The 20,005-nt window shown below is 72.2% G+C and carries 23 protein-coding genes and 1 pseudogene; 15 read left to right on the top strand and 9 right to left on the bottom strand.

The features are described 5' to 3' along the window. Positions 1-10: 10 nt before the first annotated feature. Positions 11-265 (top strand): acyl carrier protein, encoded by a 255-nt coding sequence (locus ACQ86L_RS09740; RefSeq protein ID WP_434318703.1) that lies wholly within the window; start codon positions 11-13, stop codon positions 263-265. A gap of 4 nt (positions 266-269) precedes the next feature. Then, a complete protein-coding gene (locus tag ACQ86L_RS09735) occupies positions 270-2,003 on the top strand; it encodes an asparagine synthase-related protein (RefSeq protein WP_434318702.1) in 1,734 nt (577 codons plus the stop codon). Positions 2,004-2,005: 2 nt separating this feature from the next. Here ACQ86L_RS09735 and ACQ86L_RS09730 read toward each other — a convergent pair whose 3' ends face one another. Further along, entirely contained in the window at positions 2,006-2,743 is a 738-nt protein-coding gene (locus tag ACQ86L_RS09730; protein WP_434318701.1) for a hypothetical protein, read from the bottom strand. Positions 2,744-2,799: 56 nt separating this feature from the next. On the opposite strand from ACQ86L_RS09730, the gene ACQ86L_RS09725 reads away from it, so the two are divergent. From ACQ86L_RS09725 to ACQ86L_RS09715, 3 genes are all read left to right on the top strand, one after another. Next, a complete protein-coding gene (locus ACQ86L_RS09725) occupies positions 2,800-3,306 on the top strand; it encodes a glycosyltransferase (protein WP_434318700.1) in 507 nt (168 codons plus the stop codon). Next, positions 3,225-3,833, top strand: coding sequence for a hypothetical protein (locus tag ACQ86L_RS09720; protein WP_434318699.1), 609 nt, complete (start codon positions 3,225-3,227; stop codon positions 3,831-3,833). The genes ACQ86L_RS09725 and ACQ86L_RS09720 overlap by 82 nt, the downstream gene beginning before the upstream one ends. 70 nt (positions 3,834-3,903) lie before the next feature. Further along, on the top strand, positions 3,904-4,482 hold the full coding sequence (locus tag ACQ86L_RS09715) for a polysaccharide deacetylase family protein (protein WP_434318698.1): 579 nt from the start codon (positions 3,904-3,906) through the stop codon (positions 4,480-4,482). Between the two features lie 192 nt (positions 4,483-4,674). On the opposite strand, the gene ACQ86L_RS09710 is transcribed toward ACQ86L_RS09715, so the two are convergent. After that, on the bottom strand, positions 4,675-4,797 hold the full coding sequence (locus ACQ86L_RS09710; protein WP_434318697.1) for a hypothetical protein: 123 nt from the start codon (positions 4,795-4,797) through the stop codon (positions 4,675-4,677). Positions 4,798-4,863: 66 nt separating this feature from the next. On the opposite strand from ACQ86L_RS09710, the gene ACQ86L_RS09705 reads away from it, so the two are divergent. The 3 genes from ACQ86L_RS09705 to ACQ86L_RS09695 are packed head-to-tail and all read left to right on the top strand — an operon-like array spanning position 4,864 to position 7,596. Next, complete coding sequence (locus tag ACQ86L_RS09705; RefSeq protein WP_434318696.1) at positions 4,864-5,262, top strand: hypothetical protein; 399 nt, start codon at positions 4,864-4,866, stop codon at positions 5,260-5,262. Continuing rightward, positions 5,259-6,077: a hypothetical protein gene (locus ACQ86L_RS09700; RefSeq protein WP_434318695.1), complete on the top strand. Its 819-nt coding sequence runs from the start codon at positions 5,259-5,261 to the stop codon at positions 6,075-6,077. Before ACQ86L_RS09705 ends, ACQ86L_RS09700 begins: the two co-directional genes overlap by 4 nt. Before the next feature lie 43 nt (positions 6,078-6,120). Then, positions 6,121-7,596, top strand: a complete 1,476-nt coding sequence (locus tag ACQ86L_RS09695; RefSeq protein WP_434318694.1) for an O-antigen ligase family protein — start codon at positions 6,121-6,123, stop codon at positions 7,594-7,596. Here ACQ86L_RS09695 and ACQ86L_RS09690 read toward each other — a convergent pair. From ACQ86L_RS09690 to mgrA, 5 genes are all read right to left on the bottom strand, one after another. Next, entirely contained in the window at positions 7,535-8,461 is a 927-nt protein-coding gene (locus ACQ86L_RS09690; RefSeq protein WP_434318693.1) for a glycosyltransferase family 2 protein, read from the bottom strand. The genes ACQ86L_RS09695 and ACQ86L_RS09690 overlap by 62 nt on opposite strands. A 101-nt stretch (positions 8,462-8,562) precedes the next feature. Continuing rightward, on the bottom strand, positions 8,563-10,080 hold the full coding sequence (locus ACQ86L_RS09685; RefSeq protein ID WP_434318692.1) for a DUF4082 domain-containing protein: 1,518 nt from the start codon (positions 10,078-10,080) through the stop codon (positions 8,563-8,565). A gap of 360 nt (positions 10,081-10,440) precedes the next feature. After that, entirely contained in the window at positions 10,441-11,538 is a 1,098-nt protein-coding gene (locus tag ACQ86L_RS09680) for a DUF998 domain-containing protein (protein ID WP_434318691.1), read from the bottom strand. Between the two features lie 75 nt (positions 11,539-11,613). Continuing rightward, positions 11,614-13,206 carry a glycosyltransferase family 39 protein gene (locus ACQ86L_RS09675; protein WP_434318690.1) on the bottom strand — a complete coding sequence of 531 codons (1,593 nt, stop codon included), beginning with the start codon at positions 13,204-13,206 and terminating at the stop codon, positions 11,614-11,616. A 306-nt stretch (positions 13,207-13,512) separates the two neighbouring features. Next, complete coding sequence (gene mgrA, locus ACQ86L_RS09670; RefSeq protein ID WP_434318689.1) at positions 13,513-14,550, bottom strand: L-glyceraldehyde 3-phosphate reductase; 1,038 nt, start codon at positions 14,548-14,550, stop codon at positions 13,513-13,515. A gap of 125 nt (positions 14,551-14,675) precedes the next feature. On the opposite strand from mgrA, the gene ACQ86L_RS09665 reads away from it, so the two are divergent. Further along, positions 14,676-15,053: a hypothetical protein gene (locus ACQ86L_RS09665; protein WP_434318688.1), complete on the top strand. Its 378-nt coding sequence runs from the start codon at positions 14,676-14,678 to the stop codon at positions 15,051-15,053. Between the two features lie 7 nt (positions 15,054-15,060). Here ACQ86L_RS09665 and ACQ86L_RS09660 read toward each other — a convergent pair whose 3' ends face one another. Beyond that, positions 15,061-15,219: a hypothetical protein gene (locus tag ACQ86L_RS09660; protein ID WP_434318687.1), complete on the bottom strand. Its 159-nt coding sequence runs from the start codon at positions 15,217-15,219 to the stop codon at positions 15,061-15,063. A gap of 74 nt (positions 15,220-15,293) precedes the next feature. On the opposite strand from ACQ86L_RS09660, the pseudogene ACQ86L_RS09655 reads away from it, so the two are divergent. The 4 genes and pseudogenes from ACQ86L_RS09655 to ACQ86L_RS09640 form a co-directional block, all read left to right on the top strand. Continuing rightward, positions 15,294-16,079 (top strand): annotated as a pseudogene (locus ACQ86L_RS09655) (FAD-binding oxidoreductase); the annotation flags it as partial. Next, positions 16,061-16,687, top strand: a complete 627-nt coding sequence (locus tag ACQ86L_RS09650) for an FAD-binding oxidoreductase (RefSeq protein ID WP_434318686.1) — start codon at positions 16,061-16,063, stop codon at positions 16,685-16,687. The pseudogene ACQ86L_RS09655 and the gene ACQ86L_RS09650, both read left to right, overlap by 19 nt. 27 nt (positions 16,688-16,714) lie before the next feature. Then, the gene (locus ACQ86L_RS09645; protein ID WP_434318685.1) at positions 16,715-17,230 is read left to right on the top strand and encodes an alpha/beta fold hydrolase; all 516 of its coding nucleotides are present in this window, start codon (positions 16,715-16,717) and stop codon (positions 17,228-17,230) included. After that, on the top strand, positions 17,197-17,517 hold the full coding sequence (locus ACQ86L_RS09640; protein ID WP_434318684.1) for an alpha/beta fold hydrolase: 321 nt from the start codon (positions 17,197-17,199) through the stop codon (positions 17,515-17,517). Before ACQ86L_RS09645 ends, ACQ86L_RS09640 begins: the two co-directional genes overlap by 34 nt. 9 nt (positions 17,518-17,526) lie before the next feature. On the opposite strand, the gene ACQ86L_RS09635 is transcribed toward ACQ86L_RS09640, so the two are convergent. Further along, complete coding sequence (locus ACQ86L_RS09635) at positions 17,527-18,213, bottom strand: hypothetical protein (protein ID WP_434318683.1); 687 nt, start codon at positions 18,211-18,213, stop codon at positions 17,527-17,529. A 127-nt stretch (positions 18,214-18,340) separates the two neighbouring features. Between ACQ86L_RS09635 and ACQ86L_RS09630 the strand changes: the two genes are divergently transcribed. Further along, positions 18,341-18,766 (top strand): hypothetical protein, encoded by a 426-nt coding sequence (locus ACQ86L_RS09630; RefSeq protein WP_434318682.1) that lies wholly within the window; start codon positions 18,341-18,343, stop codon positions 18,764-18,766. After that, positions 18,763-19,995, top strand: coding sequence for a serine/threonine-protein kinase (locus tag ACQ86L_RS09625; RefSeq protein WP_434318681.1), 1,233 nt, complete (start codon positions 18,763-18,765; stop codon positions 19,993-19,995). The genes ACQ86L_RS09630 and ACQ86L_RS09625 overlap by 4 nt, the downstream gene beginning before the upstream one ends. The last annotated feature ends 10 nt before the right edge of the window (positions 19,996-20,005 follow it).

Below are 20,005 nucleotides of genomic sequence, written 5' to 3'. Positions count from 1 at the left end.
AGAACCACTCATGCCCGACACCGAGAACGCCGTCCGCGAAGTCCTGATCGAGACCCTCGAACTCAACCAGGCCCCCGCCGACCTCACCCGCGACACCGCGCTGTTCGGCGCGCTGCCCGAACTGGACTCCTTCGGCGTCGTCCACCTCGTGGTCGCGCTCGAGGAGCGCTTCGACATCGTCATCGACGACGACGAGTTCGGCGCCGACCTCTTCGAGACCGTCGGCTCGCTGACCGATTTCGTCGACGCGAAGCTCGCCGCGTAGCATCATGGCCACCCCTGCCGTCCTTCCCGGAGTGCTCGCCTGGGCCTCCGGCGAGCTGCCTGCCGCGGTGCGGACGACCCTCGCGGGATCGGCCGAGACCGACGCCGGCGCGGCGCGCGTGGCGTACTGGGGACTGCGGCCCGTCGACGGGAGCTCGACCATCGTGCTCTCCCGGGTGTCCCGCCGGGCCACAGGCGCCGTTCCCGAACACGAGGTCGCGGAGCTGGTAGCCGGCGACCCCGGCGCCCTGTCCCGGCTGCTGCCTCCGTTCGCCGCGCAGGGCCTGCGCGAGGACGGCGTGGTCGTCGTGGCCGACTCGATGGGGTTCCGGCAGCTCTTCCACAGCGACCCGGCGGCCGGTGGCCCCGGGGTGCTCTCGACCTCCGCGTTGCTGGCGGGATGGACCCGCGGCGCCGAGCCGGACCGGGTCGCCCTCGCCGTGCAGTCCCTGCTCGGCTGGCAGTTGGGCCAGCGGACGCTGTTCGAGGGCGTCCTCAAGCTCGCTCCCGGCGCGACGGCGCACCTCGGGGCGGAGGGCGTCGCCGTGACGCCGCCCGATCGCGAGCCCGTCGATCCCCTTCCGTTCGAGCGTGCGGTCGCCGAGGCCGCGGACCTTCTGCGCACCTCGCTCGCCGCGCTGCTCGACGACGAGCCGGACGCCGTGCTGCAGCTCACGGGCGGCCTCGACTCCCGGCTGCTGCTGAGTGCCATCCCGGCCTCCCGACGCAGTGGGCTGCACGCGATGACCCTCAGCGTGCCGGGCAGCGGCGACGTCCCGATCGCCCGGGAGATCTGCGCCAGCTACGGCATGGTCCACGAGGTGCACGGCCTGACGGACCTCGGGGAGATCGATCCCGTGGAGGCGTGGGAGCTGTGCCGGGTGGCGGCCCTGCGCCTGGACGGGATGTCGGACCCGGTCGCCTACGCCGCCCTCGGAGTGGCCGAGCGGGCGTTCGACCAGGGCGTGCGCATCTCCGGCCTCGGCGGCGAGGTCGCCCGCGGCTTCTACTACGTGGGCAGGGTGCGGGACCGGAAGTACACGCGCGCGGACGCCGAGCAGCTCGCGTCGTGGCGCATGTTCGCCAACGAGGCCGTCGAACCCGGCCTGCTCACCGAGGACTTCTCGGCGTGGGCCAGGCAGGCCGCGAACCGCGAGGTCTACGCGGCGCTCCGGCGCGGGGGCGACGAGTGGTTCCGTGCGACCGACTCCCTCTACCTCCGCGATCGGATGCAGCGCTGGGCCGGGGCGACCGACACCGCGGTGGGATACCAGAGGGTCGTCGTGAACCCGATGCTGGACCACGAGTTCCTCCGGATCTGCGGCCGCCTCACGCCGCAGGACAAGGCGCACGCCCGCTTCCTCGCTGCGCTGCAGCTGGAGCTGGACCCCGAGCTGGGCAAGCGTCCCCTGGAGGGCCGGGCGAGCCCCGCAGCGCTGGCCCACCCGTCGGTGTGGGATCCGGTCGCCCAGACGCTGCGCACCGGCCGCCGGTTCGCCCGGAAGGCCCTCCAGGTCGCGAGCCGCGGCAACCGGCCCCCGGCCGGCGGCGACGTCCTCGCCCAGAAGGTCGTCGAGCGCTGGCGCGCGGACCCGGCAATCGTCGACCCGCTGCGGAGGAGCGACTTCGTGAGCGACGAGTGGCTGGACGGGATGATCGCCGCGACGGTGACGCCGCGTCCGAGCTCCGTGGGCTTCCTCACGAACGTGATCGTCGCGATGGAGGGGGCGGGCCGATGACCTCACCACTCCAGAAGCGTCAGCTCGCTGTACAGGTAGTCGATGTCGCCGGCCTCGAGGTCGCGGCTGCGGAACATCTTCGGACGCGGGCTGCGCTGGTCGACGCCGAGTCGCGGGCGGAAGCCGAGCGTCCGGCGCTCGGCCAGGGTCAGCGGGAGGCGGTGCCGGACGAGCAGGTGGGCGCCGACCCGCGCCCAGTGCCTGCGCAGCAGCCCGGTGTCCCCTCCGGCGTGGATCGGGGTCGCGAACAGTGGCAGGCCCTTGCGGCGGTCGCGGCGGACGATGAGGTACGCGTAGGCGCCGTCCTCGATGACCACGATGTGGCGGGAGGCCGGAGCGTCCCGGTGGTCGCGGTAGGTGACCGCGTCGGCGCCGCGCAGCGTCGCGGCGACGAGCGCGGGGTCGCTGCTGACCCGCACGGCGCGACGCCCGAACGCCGGCAGGTTCGGCGCGATCCGGGTCGCTGTGTCGAGGTGGACGAATCCGAGCCGCTCGTCGAGCGCGACGACGTTGCCGCTCGGCGACAGGTCGGTGAAGTCGAAGCCGGGCTGACGCAGCAGGGCGCGGATCAGCCGGAGGCTGTCGGCCCGGAAGTCGGGGAGGACGCAGAAGGCGGCGAGATTGCAGAAGCGCCTGGACTCCCCCGCAGCTCGCGCTCGGAGTAGACGGCGACGTACGCGCCGACGATCCCGGCCGGAGTGACCAGCTGGAACCCGTGATTGGGCGCGTCGACCTGCCACGGCGGCGACAGCAGGGTGAGCCACGTGCCGACCGGCACCCCCGGGTTCAGGTTCGCGTGCAGGAACGACGCGACAGCGGCGGCGTCGTCCGCCTCGATCGGGCGGAGCTCGGCGCGTTCGGCTGGCATGGCCCGTATCGTACCGGCACCCCGGTGCCGCCGGCCGGCATTCCGGGTCCGCAGGACGCTCCGGCGTCCGCTCGCCCGCAGTTCCGCGAGGGATCCGAGCTGCCGAGCGTCGTGATCGCCGCCCACGACGAGGAGGCCGTGCTGGGCGCGTGCCTGCGCTCGCTGCTGAGCGAGGGCGTCGAGAGGGACCGGATCGTCGTCGTGGCGAACGGGTGCAGCGACCGGACGGCGGAGGTCGCCCGCGACCACGGCGTCGTCGTCGTGGAGCGGGAGGAGCCGGGCAAGGCCGCAGCTCTCAATGCGGGGGACGCCGTCGCCCACGGCTTCCCCGGATCTACCTGGACGCGGACATCGTGCCGCCCGCCGGTTCGCTCGCGGCGCTCGTCGCCGCGTTCGTCCCCGGCGTGCTGGCGACCTTCCCCGGCCGGCGGCTGAACGTCGCAGGGCGGCCCTGGCCGGTGCGGGCCTACTTCTCGATCAACGAGCGTCTGCCGGTGTTCCGCGATGGGCTCTTCGGGCGCGGGATGATCGCCGTCTCCGAGGAGGGGCGGGCTCGGTTCGCGACATTCCCCGAGCTGGTCGCCGACGACCTCTTCCTCGACGCGCAGTTCGGCGCCGCCGAGAAAAGGGAGGCCGCAGAGACGACCGTCGTGGTCGAGGCGCCCTACTCGACGCGGCAGCTGATCGCCCGCCTGGTCCGGGTGCGCAGAGGCAATCGCCAGCTCCGCTCCGCCGCCGTCGACGGCACCGTCGACGGGGCGGTCCGGCCGCCGGATCGCTGGGCGTGGCTGCGCGAGGTGGTCGCGCCGCACCCCCGGCTCTGGCTCGCGGCGATCCCCTACGCGGCCATCACCGTGTACGCGTCCCTCCGGGCGCGGAGGGCGCCGCGCGCCGACGCGTGGGGACGCGACGAGAGCACGCGCCGGTCGCCCGGCACGGACGGGGGAGGGCGCTCCTCATGATCATCAACTTCTGCTTCCACGGAATCGGCTCCCCGCGCAGGAGCGCGAGTCGGGTGAGAGCGGCTACTGGGTGTCCCAGCGGATGTTCCTCGACCTGCTCGACGAGGTGGTGCTGCACCCGAACGTCCGGCTGAGCTTCGACGACGGCAACCGCTCCGACGTCGAGATCGCGCTCCCCGCGCTCGTCGACCGCGGGCTCACCGCCACCTTCTTCGCCCTGGCCGGGAGGCTCGACGATCCGGCGAGCCTCAGCCCGGCGGACCTGCGGGCGCTGCGCGCGGCCGGGATGCGGATCGGCAGCCACGGCTGGCGTCACGTGCCCTGGCGACGGCTGTCCGCCGCCGACACGGAGCGGGAGGTGGGGGAGGCGCGACTCGTGCTCGCCGAGGCCAGCGACGGGCCGGTGGACGAGGCCGCCCTGCCGCTCGGACGCTATGACCGGCGGCTGTTGGAGCGGCTCGGCCGCGCCGACTACTCGGTGATCTACACGAGCGACCGCTTCCCCGCGAAGCCCGAATCGTGGATGCAGGCGCGGTACAGCGCGACCACGGACTCGACAGTGGACGGGACGAGGCGGATCTTCACGCACACCCCGGGTCTCCGGGACGCCTGGCAGATCGCTTCGAGCCTCGCGAAGCGAGTGCGGTAGGACAGCCGATGCGATATACAAGACCAACGAGCGATCCGGGGGCCACCCCGGCGTCGCCGCACGCTCAAGGGGGTGCCGGCTCGTGACGATCCGGGAAGTCCTTTCGGCGATGGGCCGCCGCTGGTACGCGCCCCTCGGCGTCCTCGTCGTGGGAGTCCTGCTGGTCGCCTTCTTCGCGCGTGACGGCGGCGGCTACACCACGAAGACCATCGTCACGTTCCTGCTGCCCGCCGCGACCAGCCTCTCGCCGAGCAACGGAGCGAGGGACACCAGTGTCATCACCTTCGCCCGTGCGGTCGCGGCGGAGGTCAACAACGGGGACGAGTCGACGAGCTACTCCTCCGACGACTCCCCTACTACGGTGCGGGTATCCGTCAGGGCGTGCTGCTGGACGTCCCGAACGACGGCAACCAGTGGTACGCGAGCTACACGCGTGCGGAGATCGACGTGCAGATCGTCGGCCGCACGCGCGAGTGGGTCGAGCAGCAGCAGACCGCGGCGGTGGAGGGCATCCTCGCCTCGTCCCGGCGCCTGCAGGAGGCCCTCGGCGCGAAGCCGGCCGGGTACATCAGCGTGGCGGTCTCGCCGCTGACCCTCGCGATCACGCGGGTGTCGCCCACGCGCAGCGATCAGGTCGAGGCCGTCGCGGCGATGCTGCTCGCCGTGGTCATCGTGAGCGCCTGGACCTCCGTGACCGTGGACCGCCGTCTCCGCCGTCGCTCGCCGAGCGTCCGGATTCCGCGTTATCAGAAGGCAAAGATGGGAGGCTCCCCGACATGAGCCTGATCGCTACCCTCCGCATGCTGTGGCATCGGTGGTACATCACCTTCCCCGGCTTGCTCCTGGCCGGCCTGTGCGCTGCCGGCATCTGGTACACGGTGCCGCCCAGTTACGAGCGCAGTGCGACGGAGCTGCTGCTGCCGGGCAAGAACGACTACCCTGTCGGCTCCAACCCGCTGCTGTACGTCGGGGGCCTCACCTCCTCCGCGGATGTGCTCACCCGCGCGGTCAGCGCGGACAACGTGCTCAAAGAGGTGACCAAGGACCATCCGGGAACCGACGTCACCGTGCAGCGGGACGGGTCCACGAGCACGCCGCTCATCGTGATCACCGTGACGTCGAAGACGAACGCCGACGCGCGGGACGTGCTGTCGGCGATGGTGGCCAGGACGGCGAGCGAGCTGTCGGCCCTCCAGGAGAGCCAGCACATCAAGACGACCGACCGGATCACCGTCGAGCCCATCACGGTGGCCACGAAGAGCACCCTTCAGCAGCGGACGCGCCTCGTGCTGACGGTGGCCGCCGGCGCGGCGCTCGCCGCCCTGGCCCTGCTCATCGCTGCCCTGACCGAGGGGCTGTCGCGGAAGCGCCGCCGTCGCGCGGATGCCGTGGAGGCGTCCGCTGCAGACGGCCTGGCCGACGACGGCCCCGCCGACGACGGCCCGGTCGACGCCGGCCCCGCCGACGACGCCCCGGCCGTCGCCGCCCCTCTGCCGACGGTCCGGCCGTCGTCCGGCTTCCCGACGCGCCGGAGGAGCCGGCCCTCGGCCGCCGATCGGTCGCGGGCGCCGTCCATGACGACGCGGAGAGCGTGACGGTCCCGCCGTCACGCGGCGACGTCTCAGAGCCCCACCCGCGATGACCGCCATCGGGGAGCGCAGGACGAACGCGTCGCGCCGCGGGCGGGCGCAGCAGCCGCCCCGCGGCCGCGACCGGTTCGGCGCGGTCACGCTGCTCACGGTCTACCTGGTCCTGCTCTTCGCGATTCCCTCGAACGTGACGATCGACGCCCTCAACTCGCTCGGCCGCCCGTCGCTGCTGTGGGGAGTCGTCCTGATGGTCTTCTGGACGCTCTCCCGGCTGCAGCGCCGACGCGGCGACCCGCGGCCGATCCGCCAGCCCGTGCGCTTCGCGTTCGCGCTGCTCTTCGTGATCGCCCTAGTCAGCTTCACGGCAGCCCTCCTGCGCGGCCAGCCGGCCGACCAGGTCAGCCCGGCCTTCACCGCGCTGGTCCGCCTCATGTCGTGGGCCGGCGTCGTGCTGGTGGCCGTCGACGGCATCCGCACGATGACCGACCTCGTCCGCATTACCCGGCGAATCGCGATCGCGGCCGGACTGCTCGCCGCGCTGGGAATCCTCCAGTTCCTCACCAAGCAGACGATCGTCGACTTCTTCAACCTGATCCCCGGGCTGTCGAGCTCCGGCGGCGGCGTCGTCGAGCGCGGCGGCGTGACCCGGGCGTCCGGCACCGCGATCCATCCGCTCGAGTACGCGACCACCCTGATCGGCGCCTTCCCGCTCGTCATCGCCGCCGCGATCTCGCACGGCTTCCGCTGGCACCACACGAAGGTGATGCTGCGCTGGTGGGCGCCCGTCGCCGCGATCGTGATCTCGGCGCTGGTGGGGGTGTCCCGTTCGGCGATCATCGGATTCTTCATCGCCGCGCTCGCCATGATCCCGGCCATCCCGCGGCGCTACCGGGCAGGCGTGGTGACGGCGGCCGTGCTCCTGATCGCCGTGGTGATCGCCTCGCTCCCCGGACTCCTCTCCCAGACGGTCGCGCTCTTCACCGGCGCTGGGACGGACCCGAGCACCCAGTCCCGGGTCGGCGGACTCGACCGCGCGCCCGAGTTCATCGGCGCATCGCCCCTGTACGGCGTCGGGTTCGGCACATTCCTCCCGCGGTACTACATCTTCGACAACGCCTGGGTGCTGATCACCGTCGAGCTCGGCGTCCTCGGCGTGGCGGCGCTCGCCGGCGTGGTGCTGTCGTCCGTCTGGAGCGCCTGGGTCGCCCGCCGACAGTCGGGCCACGACGACGTCAGCCTGCTCGGCTACTCGCTCGCCGTCTCGATGCTGGCGATGGCGGTCATGTTCACGTTCTTCGACGGACTGTCCTTCCCGATCAGCGCGGGCATGTTCTTCCTGGTCGCCGGACTGTGCGGCAGTCTGCGCAACATCGGCGCGACGGACGCGTGGCTCAACGCGGACGGACGGCCGCGCCGGGACCTGGCCGAGGGCAGCCGCGTCCCGGCAGCGGACGAACAGGTCCTCAGAGCCGAACGCCCTCGAGCCACTCGGGACCGCGCGCCTGACGCATCCGGATCGGGTTGACCAGGTCCCGGATCGCTGCGCGGCTGGTGGGCTTGCCCAGAAGCGCGCGGCTGCCCTCGCGGACCACCAGGGCCAGCCAGACCAGGCCGGTCGCCGCAGGGCCGTGCCGCATCCGGAACAGGCGCAGACGGTTCGCGACGAGCAGCGACCATTGCCGCGGGGAGGTCGCGGACCCGCCCTCCAAGTGGGTGGCGACAGCCGCAGGCTCGTACCACGTCATCAGGCCGTTGTCCCGGGCGCGGAGATCGTACTCGGTCTCCTCGGAGTACAGGAACAGCGACTCGTCCCACTCGCCGCACACACGCCAGCACTCCGCCCCGACGAGCTGGGTCGAGCCTTCCGCCCAGTCCGTCGCCTGGGCGGTCGTGTAGGCGGCGGGATCCGTCACCACCTCGCCGAGGGACGCGATGCGGCCGACGTGCTCCGCGCCGACCAGGGCGTCGGCCCAGGTCCGCAGAACCGACGGCTCGCGGCGCATCGACCAGATCAGTTCCCCGTGCTGGTCCACGAGCCGGGGGACGACGATCCCCACCCCGTTCCCGAGGCCCTCGAACAGCGTCCTGACGCACCCGGGACCCAGGCGCACGTCCGCATTGAGGATGAGGTAGGCGTCCTGATCGCCGGCGGCGCGGACCGCCGCGTTGACGCCGCCGGCGTAGCCGAGGTTCCCGCCGGTCCGGACGACCAGCGCCTCGGGCGCCCAGCGGGCGATCTGCTCCAGCGTGTCGTCCTGCGAGCCGTTGTCCGCGAAGACGAGAGAGGAGTCCGTCCCCGCCGTGCCCTCGGGCACGGCGGCGACGAACTCCTCGATCAGGGGCCCGCTGTTATAGGTGACCACGCAGAGCGCGATGCGCGGCTCGGGCATTCATTCCTCCTGTGGAGACCTGGCCGCCCGACCGGGGACGGGCGAATACCAGAAATCTCTCACGTTTCGGCAATGTTGAGAAGGGTCTCGCGACCCCCTGCTCAGTTGGCAGCGGCGACCTGCGTCCCGTCGTCGTACTGGTTGTTCGACCAGACGTTGCCGGGAGCAGCGGTGTCGAAGGCCGTGATCGGGCCCCACCAGCCACAGACGCGCTGGCCGTTGCTGCCCGGCTGGGCGCCGCGCTGCCAGATGTTGCCGGTGAACGTGATGTTCGCGGTCTGTCCGGAGTACGGCTTGCCGCCCGTCGACCCGCCGTAGGAGCAGTAGCCGCCCGAACCGGCCATGATGAGGTTGTTCTGGATCACGTCGTTCGTGACCGGGTCGAAGTCCGGGTATCCGGTGATCGCCGCCGAGCAACCCGCGTCCGGCGCCACATCGGGTGCGGTGCACGCGATGGTGTTGTGGATCAGGTGGCTGTTGGTGTTGTAGCGGATTCCGGACTCGTGGTAGACGCCCGTCTTGTCGGTGAACTGACCGGCGACGTACGAGTCCTGCACGGTGCAGTTCGCGTAGCAGTTGATCGACCGGTTGCCGCCGGTCACGTTCACGCGCGTCGCCGTGAAGTTCGCGTCACCGATGCCGGTTCCCGCCTGGTTGCCGACGTTCACCGAGCTGTCGCTGATGGTGAACGATCCGGAGCCGGCGGAGTCGGAGTAGACCGTCCCGTTGATCTGCGAGCGCGAGATCACGACACCCTTCGCCTGGACGGTGAGGGTGCAGTTGATCGTCTTGGCGTCGATGACCGTGTTCGCGGTCTGGATGGTGCACGGCCCGGTGTAGGGCGTCAGCGCGGTCCCGGTCGGAACGCCCGTGGTCGCCGCCGACGGGAAGCTCCGGCCGAGCACGGTCGTGCCTCCAGCCGTGGGCGCCGGGGTGGGCGTGGCCGTCTGGGTCGGCGTCGGTGTCGGCGTCGGCGTGTTCACCGGAGCGGGCGCGGTCGTCTGCGTCGGCGTCGGCCGCGGGGTGGCGGTGGCGGCGGGCGTCGAGCTGGACGTCGCCGCGGCCGCACCGGTCGGCGAGAACACGATGTCCGCCATGTAGTTGGAGCCCTTGTAGGTGCTCGTCGGCTGCGCGTTGGTCCGGCTGTAGGTGAAGACGCCCGCGTTCGCCGGCAGCGAGAAGCCGCCGCTGACGCGCGCAGCGTTCAGCGTGTTCTGGGTGACCGCGTACGAACCCTTCGTGGCCAGGTACGAGGCGACGTAGGTGGTTCCCTTGGTCAGCGCGACCGGCTTGGCGAGGGGGACCGTGTGCCAGCCGACCGTGCGGTCGGTCGGAACGGAGGCGGTTGCGAGCGCCGCTCCGGACGCCGACCACAGGGTGGCCGTCGTGATGCCCGAGTCCTTCGGGCCCTGGTAGTACTGGAGGGCGGTGATGTTGCCCGCCTGGTTCGGCGAGAACTTCACGCCGAGCACCACGGAGTTGGTGTCGGAGGCCGCAGCGATGCGGGGGCTCAGGTCATCCGAGAAGATACCGGTCGTATCGGCTTTCGCAGCTGCGGAGCCGATCGCGAGGGCACCTGCGGTGACCGCGATCGTGGCGAGTGCTGCTGCACCGGCCATCAATCCTCGATTTTTGCGCGCGGACAGTCTGTGCCGTGGCATGTCGGACATAGGGGGATCTTCCGTTCGATTGGGTGAACCGCACGGGGTTCACTTCTGTCGTCTGGGCGGGTGGGGGTTTTCCCGGCGTGTCGGGACGCCGGTTGAGGCCATAGTAGGGGCCGCTATATCAGGTCGCAAACGGATAACAGACCGAATGATCGACCCCAGTTCGGGGATGCTCCGGCGCCGGAGGCGGGGACGGGGAGGTGGCGCCAATGGCCCAGCGGAGGGCGTGCGTCCGAGCCCGGCGGTCGCGGACCACCGGCGGCAGGATCTCGAGCGACTCGATTAACATGGGATTCCCCGGATGTGCACCCCTCAGTTCGCCGGTTCCCTCTCCTTCCCGGCGGCGACGCTGACCCGAAGGAACACGATGATCCAGCTGAAGATCAGCACCGCCGCGACCAGTTCCACGGCCGTCAGGTTGTAATACCCCACAGCGAAGAACAGCGTGACCAGCACGATGACGCCGATGAACACCCAGCCGAGCACGTAGAAGGTGCGGGGGAGGTGGGGCATCGCCCAGCGGATGCCGACCGCGAGCACGCAGAAGACGACGGCCATCCCGGTCGCCGCCGTGTTGTGCAGCAGGAAGAAGTGGTTGACCGGGAAGAGCCCGACGCAGGCGAGCATCGCGCCCACGATCACCAGCGCGGCGCGGACCTGCAGCTCGCCGCGCGACGGGCGCCGGCGGGTCCCGCTGTCGGTGGCGTACCGGGCGATGGCGGTGACGAGGATGCCGCCCACGATCACTGTGATGTTGAAGGTCGCCGACGACCAGTCGTCCGTGATGCCCAGCACACTGAGGTTCTGCTTCCACCAGTGCGGGTTGGAGGCCGTGAGCATGCTCGTCAGCGCGCCGACGACGAGGAACACCGCCAGCACCGCCGAGAGCAGCAGCGGGTTCATGTTCGCCGCCGCGAGGAACACGTAGTAGCCGGTGACCGCGGCCGCCGTGCCGACCAGCAGGGTGGCCGGGATGGCGAAGACCTGGGCGTCCTGGAAGCTGCGGGAGAGCACGTCGCTCAGCACGGTCCAGAGCAGCAGCACCACGACGGCGTGCGCGACCGCGATGGCGAGCGAGTCGAAGACCTCGATCGCGGCGCCGATCCGGGAGCGGTGCTCCTTGGGGCGGCTGTACCAGGGGATGCTCCAAGTCGCGACCCGACCGCCGCCGTACACGACCAGCGTCACGGCGCAGCACGCGATCGCCGCGAACTGGCCGACCGAGCCCGCACCCGCGATGGAGAGGTTGTGGCCGGCGAAGACGAAGAAGGCGATCAGGCAGACGGCCACGAACGCGACACCTCCCGCGCCCAGCGCCAGCGACTCCACGGAGGCCGCGTGCAGCCGGCGGGAGAGTCGATCCGCTGCGCCGTGCTCGCCGACGCCGTGTTCCGAGACGGCTTCCCTCATGGTCTGAGTTTAGGCAGCGGTCACCGCCCTGGTCAGGGGCTGGTCTGCGCACCCGCGCCTTCAGCCGAAGCACCCTCAGTTCGAGCGGGTCAGCTCGATGAGCATGCTCCGGTGGGTCGGGACGGTGCGTCCCGTCGTGTGGAAGCCGAGCGCCTCCAGATCGCCCAGGCTGTAGCTGTGCAGGCGGCCGTCCACGTCGTTCTCGATCAGCCACACCCGCGTGACGCCGTCGAAGCGGCCCCGCTCGGCGGCCTGGGGGACGGTCCAGACCCTGTCGGCCCAGCCGATGTTGTGCGTGTATGCGGTCCGGAGCGTCGGGTCGCCGATCCCTGTGAAGCCGGCGGGGTAGGTGCGCATGGCGAGCCGAGGCCGCTGCGATGGGCGGGTCGACTCGTCGAAGACGACGGCGTCGCCCGGCTGCCGCACCGACGCCATCGCGCTGCTGACCTCCGACCAGTCCGAGTCGTTCTTGGAGTACGGTCCGCGCTGACCCAGGTACGCCGGGGTGCTGATCGCGATGAACAGCAGCGCGCCTGCGCCCGTCGCCGCGACGGCCGGGATCGGGCCGCGTCGCGCGACGAACCGGCCGAGGACGAGCAGACCCTCGGCGATGAGCAGCGCCGCCGCCGGGGCGGCGAACGTGGAGTAGCGCCCGGTGTACATCGGGAAGACGAGGTTGATCAGCAGCATCGCCCCGGTCGGCAGGATGAGCCACGTCGCTCCGACGAGCGTGGCGCTGACGGGTACGGGGCCGACGGGTACGGGGCCGACGGGCCGCGAAGCCCGCGACTCCCGTCCCCAGCGGCTGCGCACCCACGCGCCGATCGCGAGCAGGATCAGCGCCCAGGCCACGAGCGCGAGCCAGCCGTTGTCGAACCACGGCTGCCACACCAGGCTCGCCGGGTCCTGGGGCTGGTCGGCCAGGTAGCCGATCTGGCTGCGCTCGAAGTAGGCGAGCAGGGCGAGCGGCGCGAGTGCCACCAGCACGCAGCCGGTGGCGATCAGCCAGGCCCGCAGCGTCGGCCGGGACGCCCGGGACAGGAGCAGGATGCCGAGGTGGGCGAGCAGCAGCGACGCCGTATAGAGGAAGAGGTACGAGGTGAGGGCCATGCCGGCCGCGTAGACCGCCCAGCAGGCGCGGCGCACCGACGATGGCGCCGTGCGTCCGCCGCCGTCGATCAGCCAGACCAGCAGCAGGGTCAGCCAGGCCGCGGCGGCGGCGGTGAACGCGAACGACCGCGCCTCCTCGCCCGCGTAGGTCATGCGCGGGAGGACGCAGGCCACGAGCCCGGCGACGATCGCCGCCGTCGGGCCGCCCCGGCGCCCGGCCAGCAGCGTGACAGCCGCGACCGCGAAGCCGATGGCCACGGCGCTCGGCAGGCGCAGGGCGAACGGGCTCTCACCCGCGAGCCGGATCCAGCCTTGCATGCCGAGGTAGTAGAGCCCGTGCACCGCGTCCACGTGGAACAGCATCGGGATGAGCGTGGACACCGGTCGCCTCGCCGACAGCAGCGTGGCCGCCTCGTCGCCCCAGAGCGACGGGATCCAGCTCCCGGCCGCGCAGATCACGGTGGCGACCAGGCCGAACGCCACGGCGACGATCCGCGGCCGGACGGCGTCCAGTGGCGGTGCGGCGGTCTCGCGCTCTGTCGCTGTCAGCGCGCTCATCCCACCCCCGCCTCTCTCCACGCATGTACCGGAACCAGCCAACCAGACCTGTCCGGGGAGACCCTGAGGGTCCGCTGCGGAACCACATATTTCACCGGATCGACCTTCCGCCAGGTGGAAGGGGCGGAATCTGGATCCCGGGTGGCGGGCGCACTCGCCCTGCCGCCCGGGATCCGCCCACACACGCCGGGAAGACGGGGTGTCCGTGATCCACGCTCCGCCGCATCCAGCGTGCTGAAGGGAACAGTACGTGGCCGCGCGAATCCGGGGCAGGGGATTAACGCCGCGCTCCAGTGGTGGTACGGGCTACAGCTCCCCGCGCCGCGCGCCGGCCCAGAGGTCGACGCCCGCGTCGACGGCGAGGTCGTCGATCGCGGCGAGCTCCTCCGCCGAGAACTCCAGGGACTCCAGCGCGCCGACGTTCTGCTCGAGCTGGGCGACGCTGCTGGCGCCGATGACCAGTGAGGTGACGCGCGGGTCCCGCAGCGCCCAGGCCAGGGCGAGCTGGGCGAGCGACTGCCCGCGGCGCTCGGCGATCGCATTGAGCCCGCGCAGGCGCTCAGCCGCCTCGTCGGTGAGCCAGTCCGCGTCGAACGAGGTGCCGGCCGCGGCGCGGGAGCCCTCCGGCACGCCGTCCAGATACTTGCCGGTCAGCATCCCTTGGGCCAGCGCGGTGAAACCGATCACGCCGACGCCCAGCTCGCCGGCGGCGTCGAGCAGTCCCTCGGTCTCGATCCAGCGGTTCAGCATGGAGTAGCTGGGCTGGTGGATGAGCAGCGGCGTGCCGAGCTCGCGGAGGATCTCCGCGGCGCGCCGGGTGTCCTCCTCGCCGTAGGAGGAGATGCCGACGTAGAGCGCCTTCCCGCTGCGGACGGCGGTGTCGAGCGCCTGCATGGTCTCCTCCAGCGGCGTGCTCGGGTCGGGCCGGTGAGAGTAGAAGATGTCGACGTAGTCGAGGCCGAGCCGGGACAGCGACTGATCCAGGCTGGCCAGCACGTACTTGCGGCTGCCGCCGCCCTGGCCGTACGGGCCGGGCCACATGTCCCAGCCGGCCTTGGACGAGACGATGAGCTCGTCGCGGTACGGGCGCAGGTCCTCCTGCAGGATGCGGCCGAAGTTGATCTCGGCGGCTCCGTAGGGAGGCCCGTAGTTGTTGGCCAGGTCGAAGTGCGTGATCCCGAGGTCGAACGCGCGGCGGACGATCGCGCGCTGCGTCTCGAACGGGCGGTCGTCGCCGAAGTTGTGCCAGAGTCCGAGGGACAGCGCGGGCAGGTCGAGACCGCTGCGACCGGTGCGGCGGTACAGCATCCGGTCGTAGCGGGACGGGTTCGGTACGTACGTCATGTCACCAGCCTTGCCGACGGGAGCGGGTTCGTCCAACACGGGACGGCGATGCGATTGTGCCGATCCGCGGATGAGTCGAATGTCAAGGGGTCAATGGACCTTTCCCGGGCGCGGACAATCGTGGAATGCAGGTGGACCAGATTCACAGCAGCATCCGTCGCCCCGACCCCCTACGGGACGACGTCCAGCACGCTCCCGTGCGATCCCCCGGCCGGGAGCAGACCCCGGCGGGCGATCTGACCCCCGGCCGGGAGTGGCTGGGGCTCGGCGCTCTGCTCGCCGCCGTCTCGCTCGCCGTCCTCGTCCCGCTGAGCGGGATGCAGGCGGGCGTCGCGCTCGGCGCCGCCGGGCTGGTGCTGCTGTTCCTGCTCGGGATGGGCGTCGCGCGCGCCGCCGTCCCCTCCGGGCGCGTGCGGCTGATCGCGCTGGGACTGCTGTTCTGCGCGATGGCCGGGGTCGCGCTCGCCGGGGTGGTGCTCTCGGCGGTCGCCGCGATCGGCTGAGGCGGCGCTAGCTCCTCGACGCCCCGCGCCGCATCCATCCGACGATCGCGGTGATGATGAAGAAGACGATCCCGAGGATCGCGAGCCAGATGAGTCCCTTGACGGCGAAGCCGAGGATGGCCAGGACGAGCCAGATCACGAGCAGGACGATTATCAGAGCAATCATGATCACACCGAACTCCTCGCACGAGGGTTCGTCAACGGGCCGGGCGCCCTGTCCGTGGGGATAGCATCCCCGGTATGCACGATGTCGTCGCCGCCCTGAGCGAGGTGCTCCCTCCCGCTTCGCTGCTCACCGAGCCCGCCGGGCTGGAGCGCTACCGGCACGACGACGCCGAGTGGGCGGACTCCGCCACCCCCGCCGCGGTCGTCCTCGCCGCCTCCGCCGAGGAGGTCGCCGCGGCCGTGCGGGTCGCGGCCGAGTGGGGCGTCCCCGTCGTCCCGCGCGGTGCAGGGACCGGCCTGTCCGGCGGGGCGAACGCGATCGCGGGCTGCGTCGTCGTGTCGCTGGAGCGGATGACCGCGGTGCGCGAGCTGAACGTCGAGGAGCGGTACGCCGTCGTGGAGGCCGGCGTCATCAACGACGACCTCCGGCGCCACGTCGCCGCCTACGGCCTCCGGTATCCGCCGGACCCGGCCAGCCAGGCCATCAGCACGATCGGCGGCAACGTCGCCACCAACGCGGGCGGCATCTGCTGCGTGAAGTACGGCGTCACCCGCGACTACGTGCTCGGCATGACCGTCGTGCTCGCCGACGGCTCCATCGCCCGGCTCGGCCGCACGACCGCCAAGGGCGTGACCGGCTACGACCTGACGGCACTCATGGTCGGCTCGGAGGGCACCCTCGGCATCGTGGTGGACGTGACGGTCAAGCTCCGGCCCATCGGCGGCCGGGAGGAGCGCGCCGTCATCGGCTACTTCCGGTCGCTCACCGACGCCGGTCGGGCGGTCGCCGCCGTCTCCGCCGCGGGGATCGTGCCGTCTGCGCTCGAACTCATCGACCGGATGTGCCTGCACACCGTCGCCGAGTGGCAGGGCTGGCGGCTCCCGGAGCATGCCAACGCCCTCCTGCTCGCCTCGGTCGACGAGGTCGGCGCGTCGGGGAGGAGCTCGCCGGCCGTGTCGCCGAGCTGTTCCTCGCCGCGGGCGGAGCGGACGTGGAGCGCGCGACCGACCCGGAGGAGGTCGCCCGGCTGTTCCTGGCCCGACGGCTGGCCTACCCGTCGCTGGAGCGGCTCGGCCCTGTGCTCACCGAGGACGTGTGCGTGCCGCGCTCGGCCGTGCCGGAGATGTTGGCCCGCATCGAGCGGATCGCGACCGACGCCGACGTGGTGATCGCCAACATCGCGCATGCGGGCGACGGCAACCTGCACCCGCTGATCATCGCGCCGGAGGGCGACGACGCCGCCAAGGAGCGCGCGAAGGCGGCGTTCGACCTCATCGTGGCGTCATGCCGCGAGCTCGGCGGCACGGTGACCGGCGAGCACGGCGTCGGCCTCCTCAAGCTGCCGGGGGCGGCGGCGGAGCTGAGCCCGGTCGTGCTGCGCATGCACGCGGCGGTGAAGCACGCGCTCGACCCGCAGGGCATCCTCAACCCCGGGAAGGCGTTCCCGGCTCCGGCCGCCGCATCCTGACCGCCCACCGATGTGAAAGGCGCCCCCATGCCCTCCCTCACCGCCGACGACGGCGTCCGCCTCGACTACACCGAGTACGGCGACCCGGCCGGCCGTCCCGTCGTCCTGCTCGCCGGCTTCAAGGCCCCCGCGACGACGTGGCGCTACCAGGTGCCCGCGTTCGCCGACGCCGGCCGCCGCGTCCTCGCCGTCGACCTGCGCGGCCACGGGACCAGTGACCGCCCGGAGGACGGGGTGGACATGGCACGCCGCGGCCGGGATGTCGCGGCCGTGCTGGAAGGGCTCGACCTCCGTGACGCGGTGCTGGTCGGCGGCTCGATGGGCGCGAACACGATCTGGTCCTTCCTTGCGCAGTGCGGCGCCGACCGCGTGGCCGCGGCGGTCTCCATCGACCAGACGCCCAAGATGCTCAACGACGAGGGCTGGCCGTTCGGGTTCTACGGGTACGCGCAGCCAACCGCGACAGCTACTTCGCAACCGGCATCCCGGAGACCGGCCACGGCACGCCGATGGCGAAGCGCGGGCTGCGGCTGGTGCGGCTGATGACGGCGATGAAGGGGATGAGCCGCGAGTTCACGCCGGGCGAGCTCGCCCTGCTGCACGACCACGCCGTCGCCGACTGGCGTCCCGCGATCGCCGCGGCCGGCATCCCGCTGCTGTTCGTGGCGGGCGCGGAGAGCGAGTACTGGCCCAGCGGGCACGCGGCGGCGTCGGCGGCGCTTGCCGCGGACGCGACGGCGGTCGTGCTCGACGACGACGGCCACGCGGCGAACATGGAGCAGCCGAAGGCGTTCAACCGGGCCGTCCTGGAGTGGATCGCCGCGCGCTGATCCGGCACGTCAGGGCACGGCGGCCCCGGAGAGCATCAGCAATAGGTCGGAGTCCGGCCCGCTGAGCGCCCGGACCGCGGGCGTGTCCGGGCAGTACACCTCGACGGCCAGGTCGTGACGGCTGCCCGCCGCGCCCGGCGTCCAGTCCGCGCCGTCGGGGAGCGGGTCGGCGCCGCGGGGAGCCAGGCGGTCGAGCATCGCGGACGCGTCCGCGACCGGGGCGCCCCGGCTCGGGTCCGTGGCGCTGCCGCCGATCAGGAGGCGCCCGGTGGTGGTGTCCACGACGGTCACCCGGAGCAGCGGCGTGAGATTCGGGGCCGTGCCGACGCGTCCGGTGCCGTCGTCCCCGAGCGGCAGCACGGCCACCGCCACGCCCGCGGCGGTGTCAGGATCGTTGTCCGCGACGCCGACGTCCAGCCGGACCGTGTGCCCCGGGGTCTCGGCGTCGCCGGGGATCGGGACGAAGTCCGCAGCGCCCGCGACCCCTGTCGACACGACGCCGCGCGGGTCGACGGTGACCAGGTCCAGGGCGCCGATCTCGGTGGAGGACGACGGAGCGAAGAACCCCGCCGCGTCGGCGCCGAGCACCAGGTCCGCGCCGCCGGTGAGGGCGCGGTAGGCCGGGCCGGCGCCGACGGCGACCGCCGCGAGTGCGGTGAGGCCCAGGACGGCGGGGACGAGGGTTCGAGTGCGCATGTCCGCGAGTGTGCTCCCGGCGGTCGTGTCATGGATACCGGATTCCAGGGAAACCACCCGCAGTTCACCCGGTGCGACGCCGCCCGGGTCGACATCCGGGCCTTCAGCGGCTACTGTGCTCCTGGCTATGAGACGACTACCCATCGCGGCCGCCGGCGTCGCCCTCGCGCTCGGCCTGACCGGCTGCGCCGGGGGCGGGACGTATTCAGCGGACACGGCGAGCACGCTGCAGCACGGCGTGCTGAGCGTGGCCACCGCCGCGAGCGGGAAGGACTACGCCGGCGCGCTGACGCAGCTGGCCGCCCTCCAGCAGCGCAACGACGCCGCCCTCAAGGCCGGCGCCATCGGCGCCGACCGCCACGACGCCGTCGCGGCGTCCCTCGCGGCCGTCAAGGCCGACCTCACCCAGCTCAAGGTCGCCGCCGACCGCGCGCAATTGCAGCAGCAGCTCCAGCAGCTCCAGCAGCAGCAGCAGAAGCAGCAGGACAACAAGGGCCAGGACAACAAGGGCAAGGACAAGAAGGGCGGCGGCGACGGGGGTGACGGCGGATGAGCGCGACGGGTCGCACGCCGGCCGCGGCGCCTGACGCCGGCCGGATCGCCGACCGCTACCGGATCCTGCAGCGCATCGGCTCGGGCGGCATGGCGGAGGTCTTCCGCGCCCACGACGAGCTCCTCGGCCGCGACGTGGCCCTCAAGGTCTTCCGCCGCGAGTTCGCGTCCGCTGACGACCTGCGCCGGCAGAAGGGCGAGGTCCGGCTCCTCGCGAACCTGTCGCACCCGGCACTGGTCACCCTGTTCGACACCACGTCGGACGACGAGGGCCGCGGCGTCCTGGTGCTGGAGTTCGTCGACGGCACCGACGCGGGCGCGCGCCTGAAGGAGGGGCCGCTGCCCGCTCCCGTCGTGGCCGCGCTCGCCGTGGACGTCGCCCGAGCGCTGGCCTACATCCACGGCCGGGGCGTGGTCCACCGCGACATCGCGCCGGCCAACATCCTGCTCCCCAGCGCGACGTCCTCCGGCGTCCACGCGAAGCTCACCGACCTCGGCATCGCCCGCCTCATCGACGACGCGCGCATCACCTCCACCGGCTTCGTGATCGGCACGGCGAGCTACCTGAGCCCCGAACAGGCGGCCGGCCGGCCGGTGGGCCCGCCGAGCGACGTGTACTCGCTGGGCCTCGTGCTGCTGGAGTGCCTGACCGGCGCGCGGGCGTTCCCGGGCAGCGGTGTGGAGGCGGCCGTCGCGCGCCTGTCCCGCGACCCGGACGTGCCGGACACGCTCGACCCGGAGTGGCGCCGCCTGATCCGCTCGATGGTGGCCAGGGAGCCGGACCACCGGCCGACCGCTGCGGAGGTGGCGGAGGAGCTGGCCGGGCTGCTGGCGCGCGACGCGTCCCCGGCGGGCGCCGACGAGGGGCTGGAACGCACGCTGCTGCTTCCGTCGCCCGAAGCGACCGAAGCGACCGAGGCGCGGGAGTCGCACGAGCCCACCGCCGCGACCTCCATCCTCCCCGGCACCCGCCCGGAGCCGGCCGCTCCGCGGACGAGCGCCACGACCTCCCGGATGCCCCGCCCGCTGCGCGGCGTCCGCCGCGGGATCGTCGGCATCGTCCTCGCCTGCGCCGCCCTCATCGTGGTGGTCATCGGGATCGCCCTCGGCGCCATGATCGGGGGAGGGCAGCCGGCGCCGGATCCGGTGAAGTCGTACCCGGCGGTCGGGGGCACGCTCGGCGACCATCTGAAGCAGCTGGAGCACGACGTCTCGAACTCCGGGCCGTGACTCCGAGGGC

Origin of the sequence: Leifsonia sp. P73, assembly GCF_051059105.1 — a bacterium.
Lineage (GTDB): Bacteria > Actinomycetota > Actinomycetes > Actinomycetales > Microbacteriaceae > Leifsonia.
The sequence above is the reverse complement of the archived record's forward strand: the minus strand, read 5'-3'. Positions and strand labels throughout refer to the sequence as shown.

Coding starts and splice junctions, on each gene's coding strand:
- ACQ86L_RS09740 (WP_434318703.1), top strand. CDS start 11: ATGCCCGACACCGAGAACGCCGTCCGCGAAGTCCTGATCGAGACCCTC.
- ACQ86L_RS09735 (WP_434318702.1), top strand. CDS start 270: ATGGCCACCCCTGCCGTCCTTCCCGGAGTGCTCGCCTGGGCCTCCGGC.
- ACQ86L_RS09700 (WP_434318695.1), top strand. CDS start 5,259: ATGAGCCTGATCGCTACCCTCCGCATGCTGTGGCATCGGTGGTACATC.
- ACQ86L_RS09695 (WP_434318694.1), top strand. CDS start 6,121: ATGACCGCCATCGGGGAGCGCAGGACGAACGCGTCGCGCCGCGGGCGG.
- ACQ86L_RS09690 (WP_434318693.1), bottom strand. CDS start 8,461: ATGCCCGAGCCGCGCATCGCGCTCTGCGTGGTCACCTATAACAGCGGG.
- ACQ86L_RS09685 (WP_434318692.1), bottom strand. CDS start 10,080: ATGGCCGGTGCAGCAGCACTCGCCACGATCGCGGTCACCGCAGGTGCC.
- ACQ86L_RS09680 (WP_434318691.1), bottom strand. CDS start 11,538: ATGAGGGAAGCCGTCTCGGAACACGGCGTCGGCGAGCACGGCGCAGCG.
- ACQ86L_RS09675 (WP_434318690.1), bottom strand. CDS start 13,206: ATGAGCGCGCTGACAGCGACAGAGCGCGAGACCGCCGCACCGCCACTG.
- mgrA (WP_434318689.1), bottom strand. CDS start 14,550: ATGACGTACGTACCGAACCCGTCCCGCTACGACCGGATGCTGTACCGC.
- ACQ86L_RS09665 (WP_434318688.1), top strand. CDS start 14,676: ATGCAGGTGGACCAGATTCACAGCAGCATCCGTCGCCCCGACCCCCTA.
- ACQ86L_RS09660 (WP_434318687.1), bottom strand. CDS start 15,219: ATGATTGCTCTGATAATCGTCCTGCTCGTGATCTGGCTCGTCCTGGCC.
- ACQ86L_RS09645 (WP_434318685.1), top strand. CDS start 16,715: ATGCCCTCCCTCACCGCCGACGACGGCGTCCGCCTCGACTACACCGAG.
- ACQ86L_RS09640 (WP_434318684.1), top strand. CDS start 17,197: ATGGCGAAGCGCGGGCTGCGGCTGGTGCGGCTGATGACGGCGATGAAG.
- ACQ86L_RS09635 (WP_434318683.1), bottom strand. CDS start 18,213: ATGCGCACTCGAACCCTCGTCCCCGCCGTCCTGGGCCTCACCGCACTC.
- ACQ86L_RS09630 (WP_434318682.1), top strand. CDS start 18,341: ATGAGACGACTACCCATCGCGGCCGCCGGCGTCGCCCTCGCGCTCGGC.
- ACQ86L_RS09625 (WP_434318681.1), top strand. CDS start 18,763: ATGAGCGCGACGGGTCGCACGCCGGCCGCGGCGCCTGACGCCGGCCGG.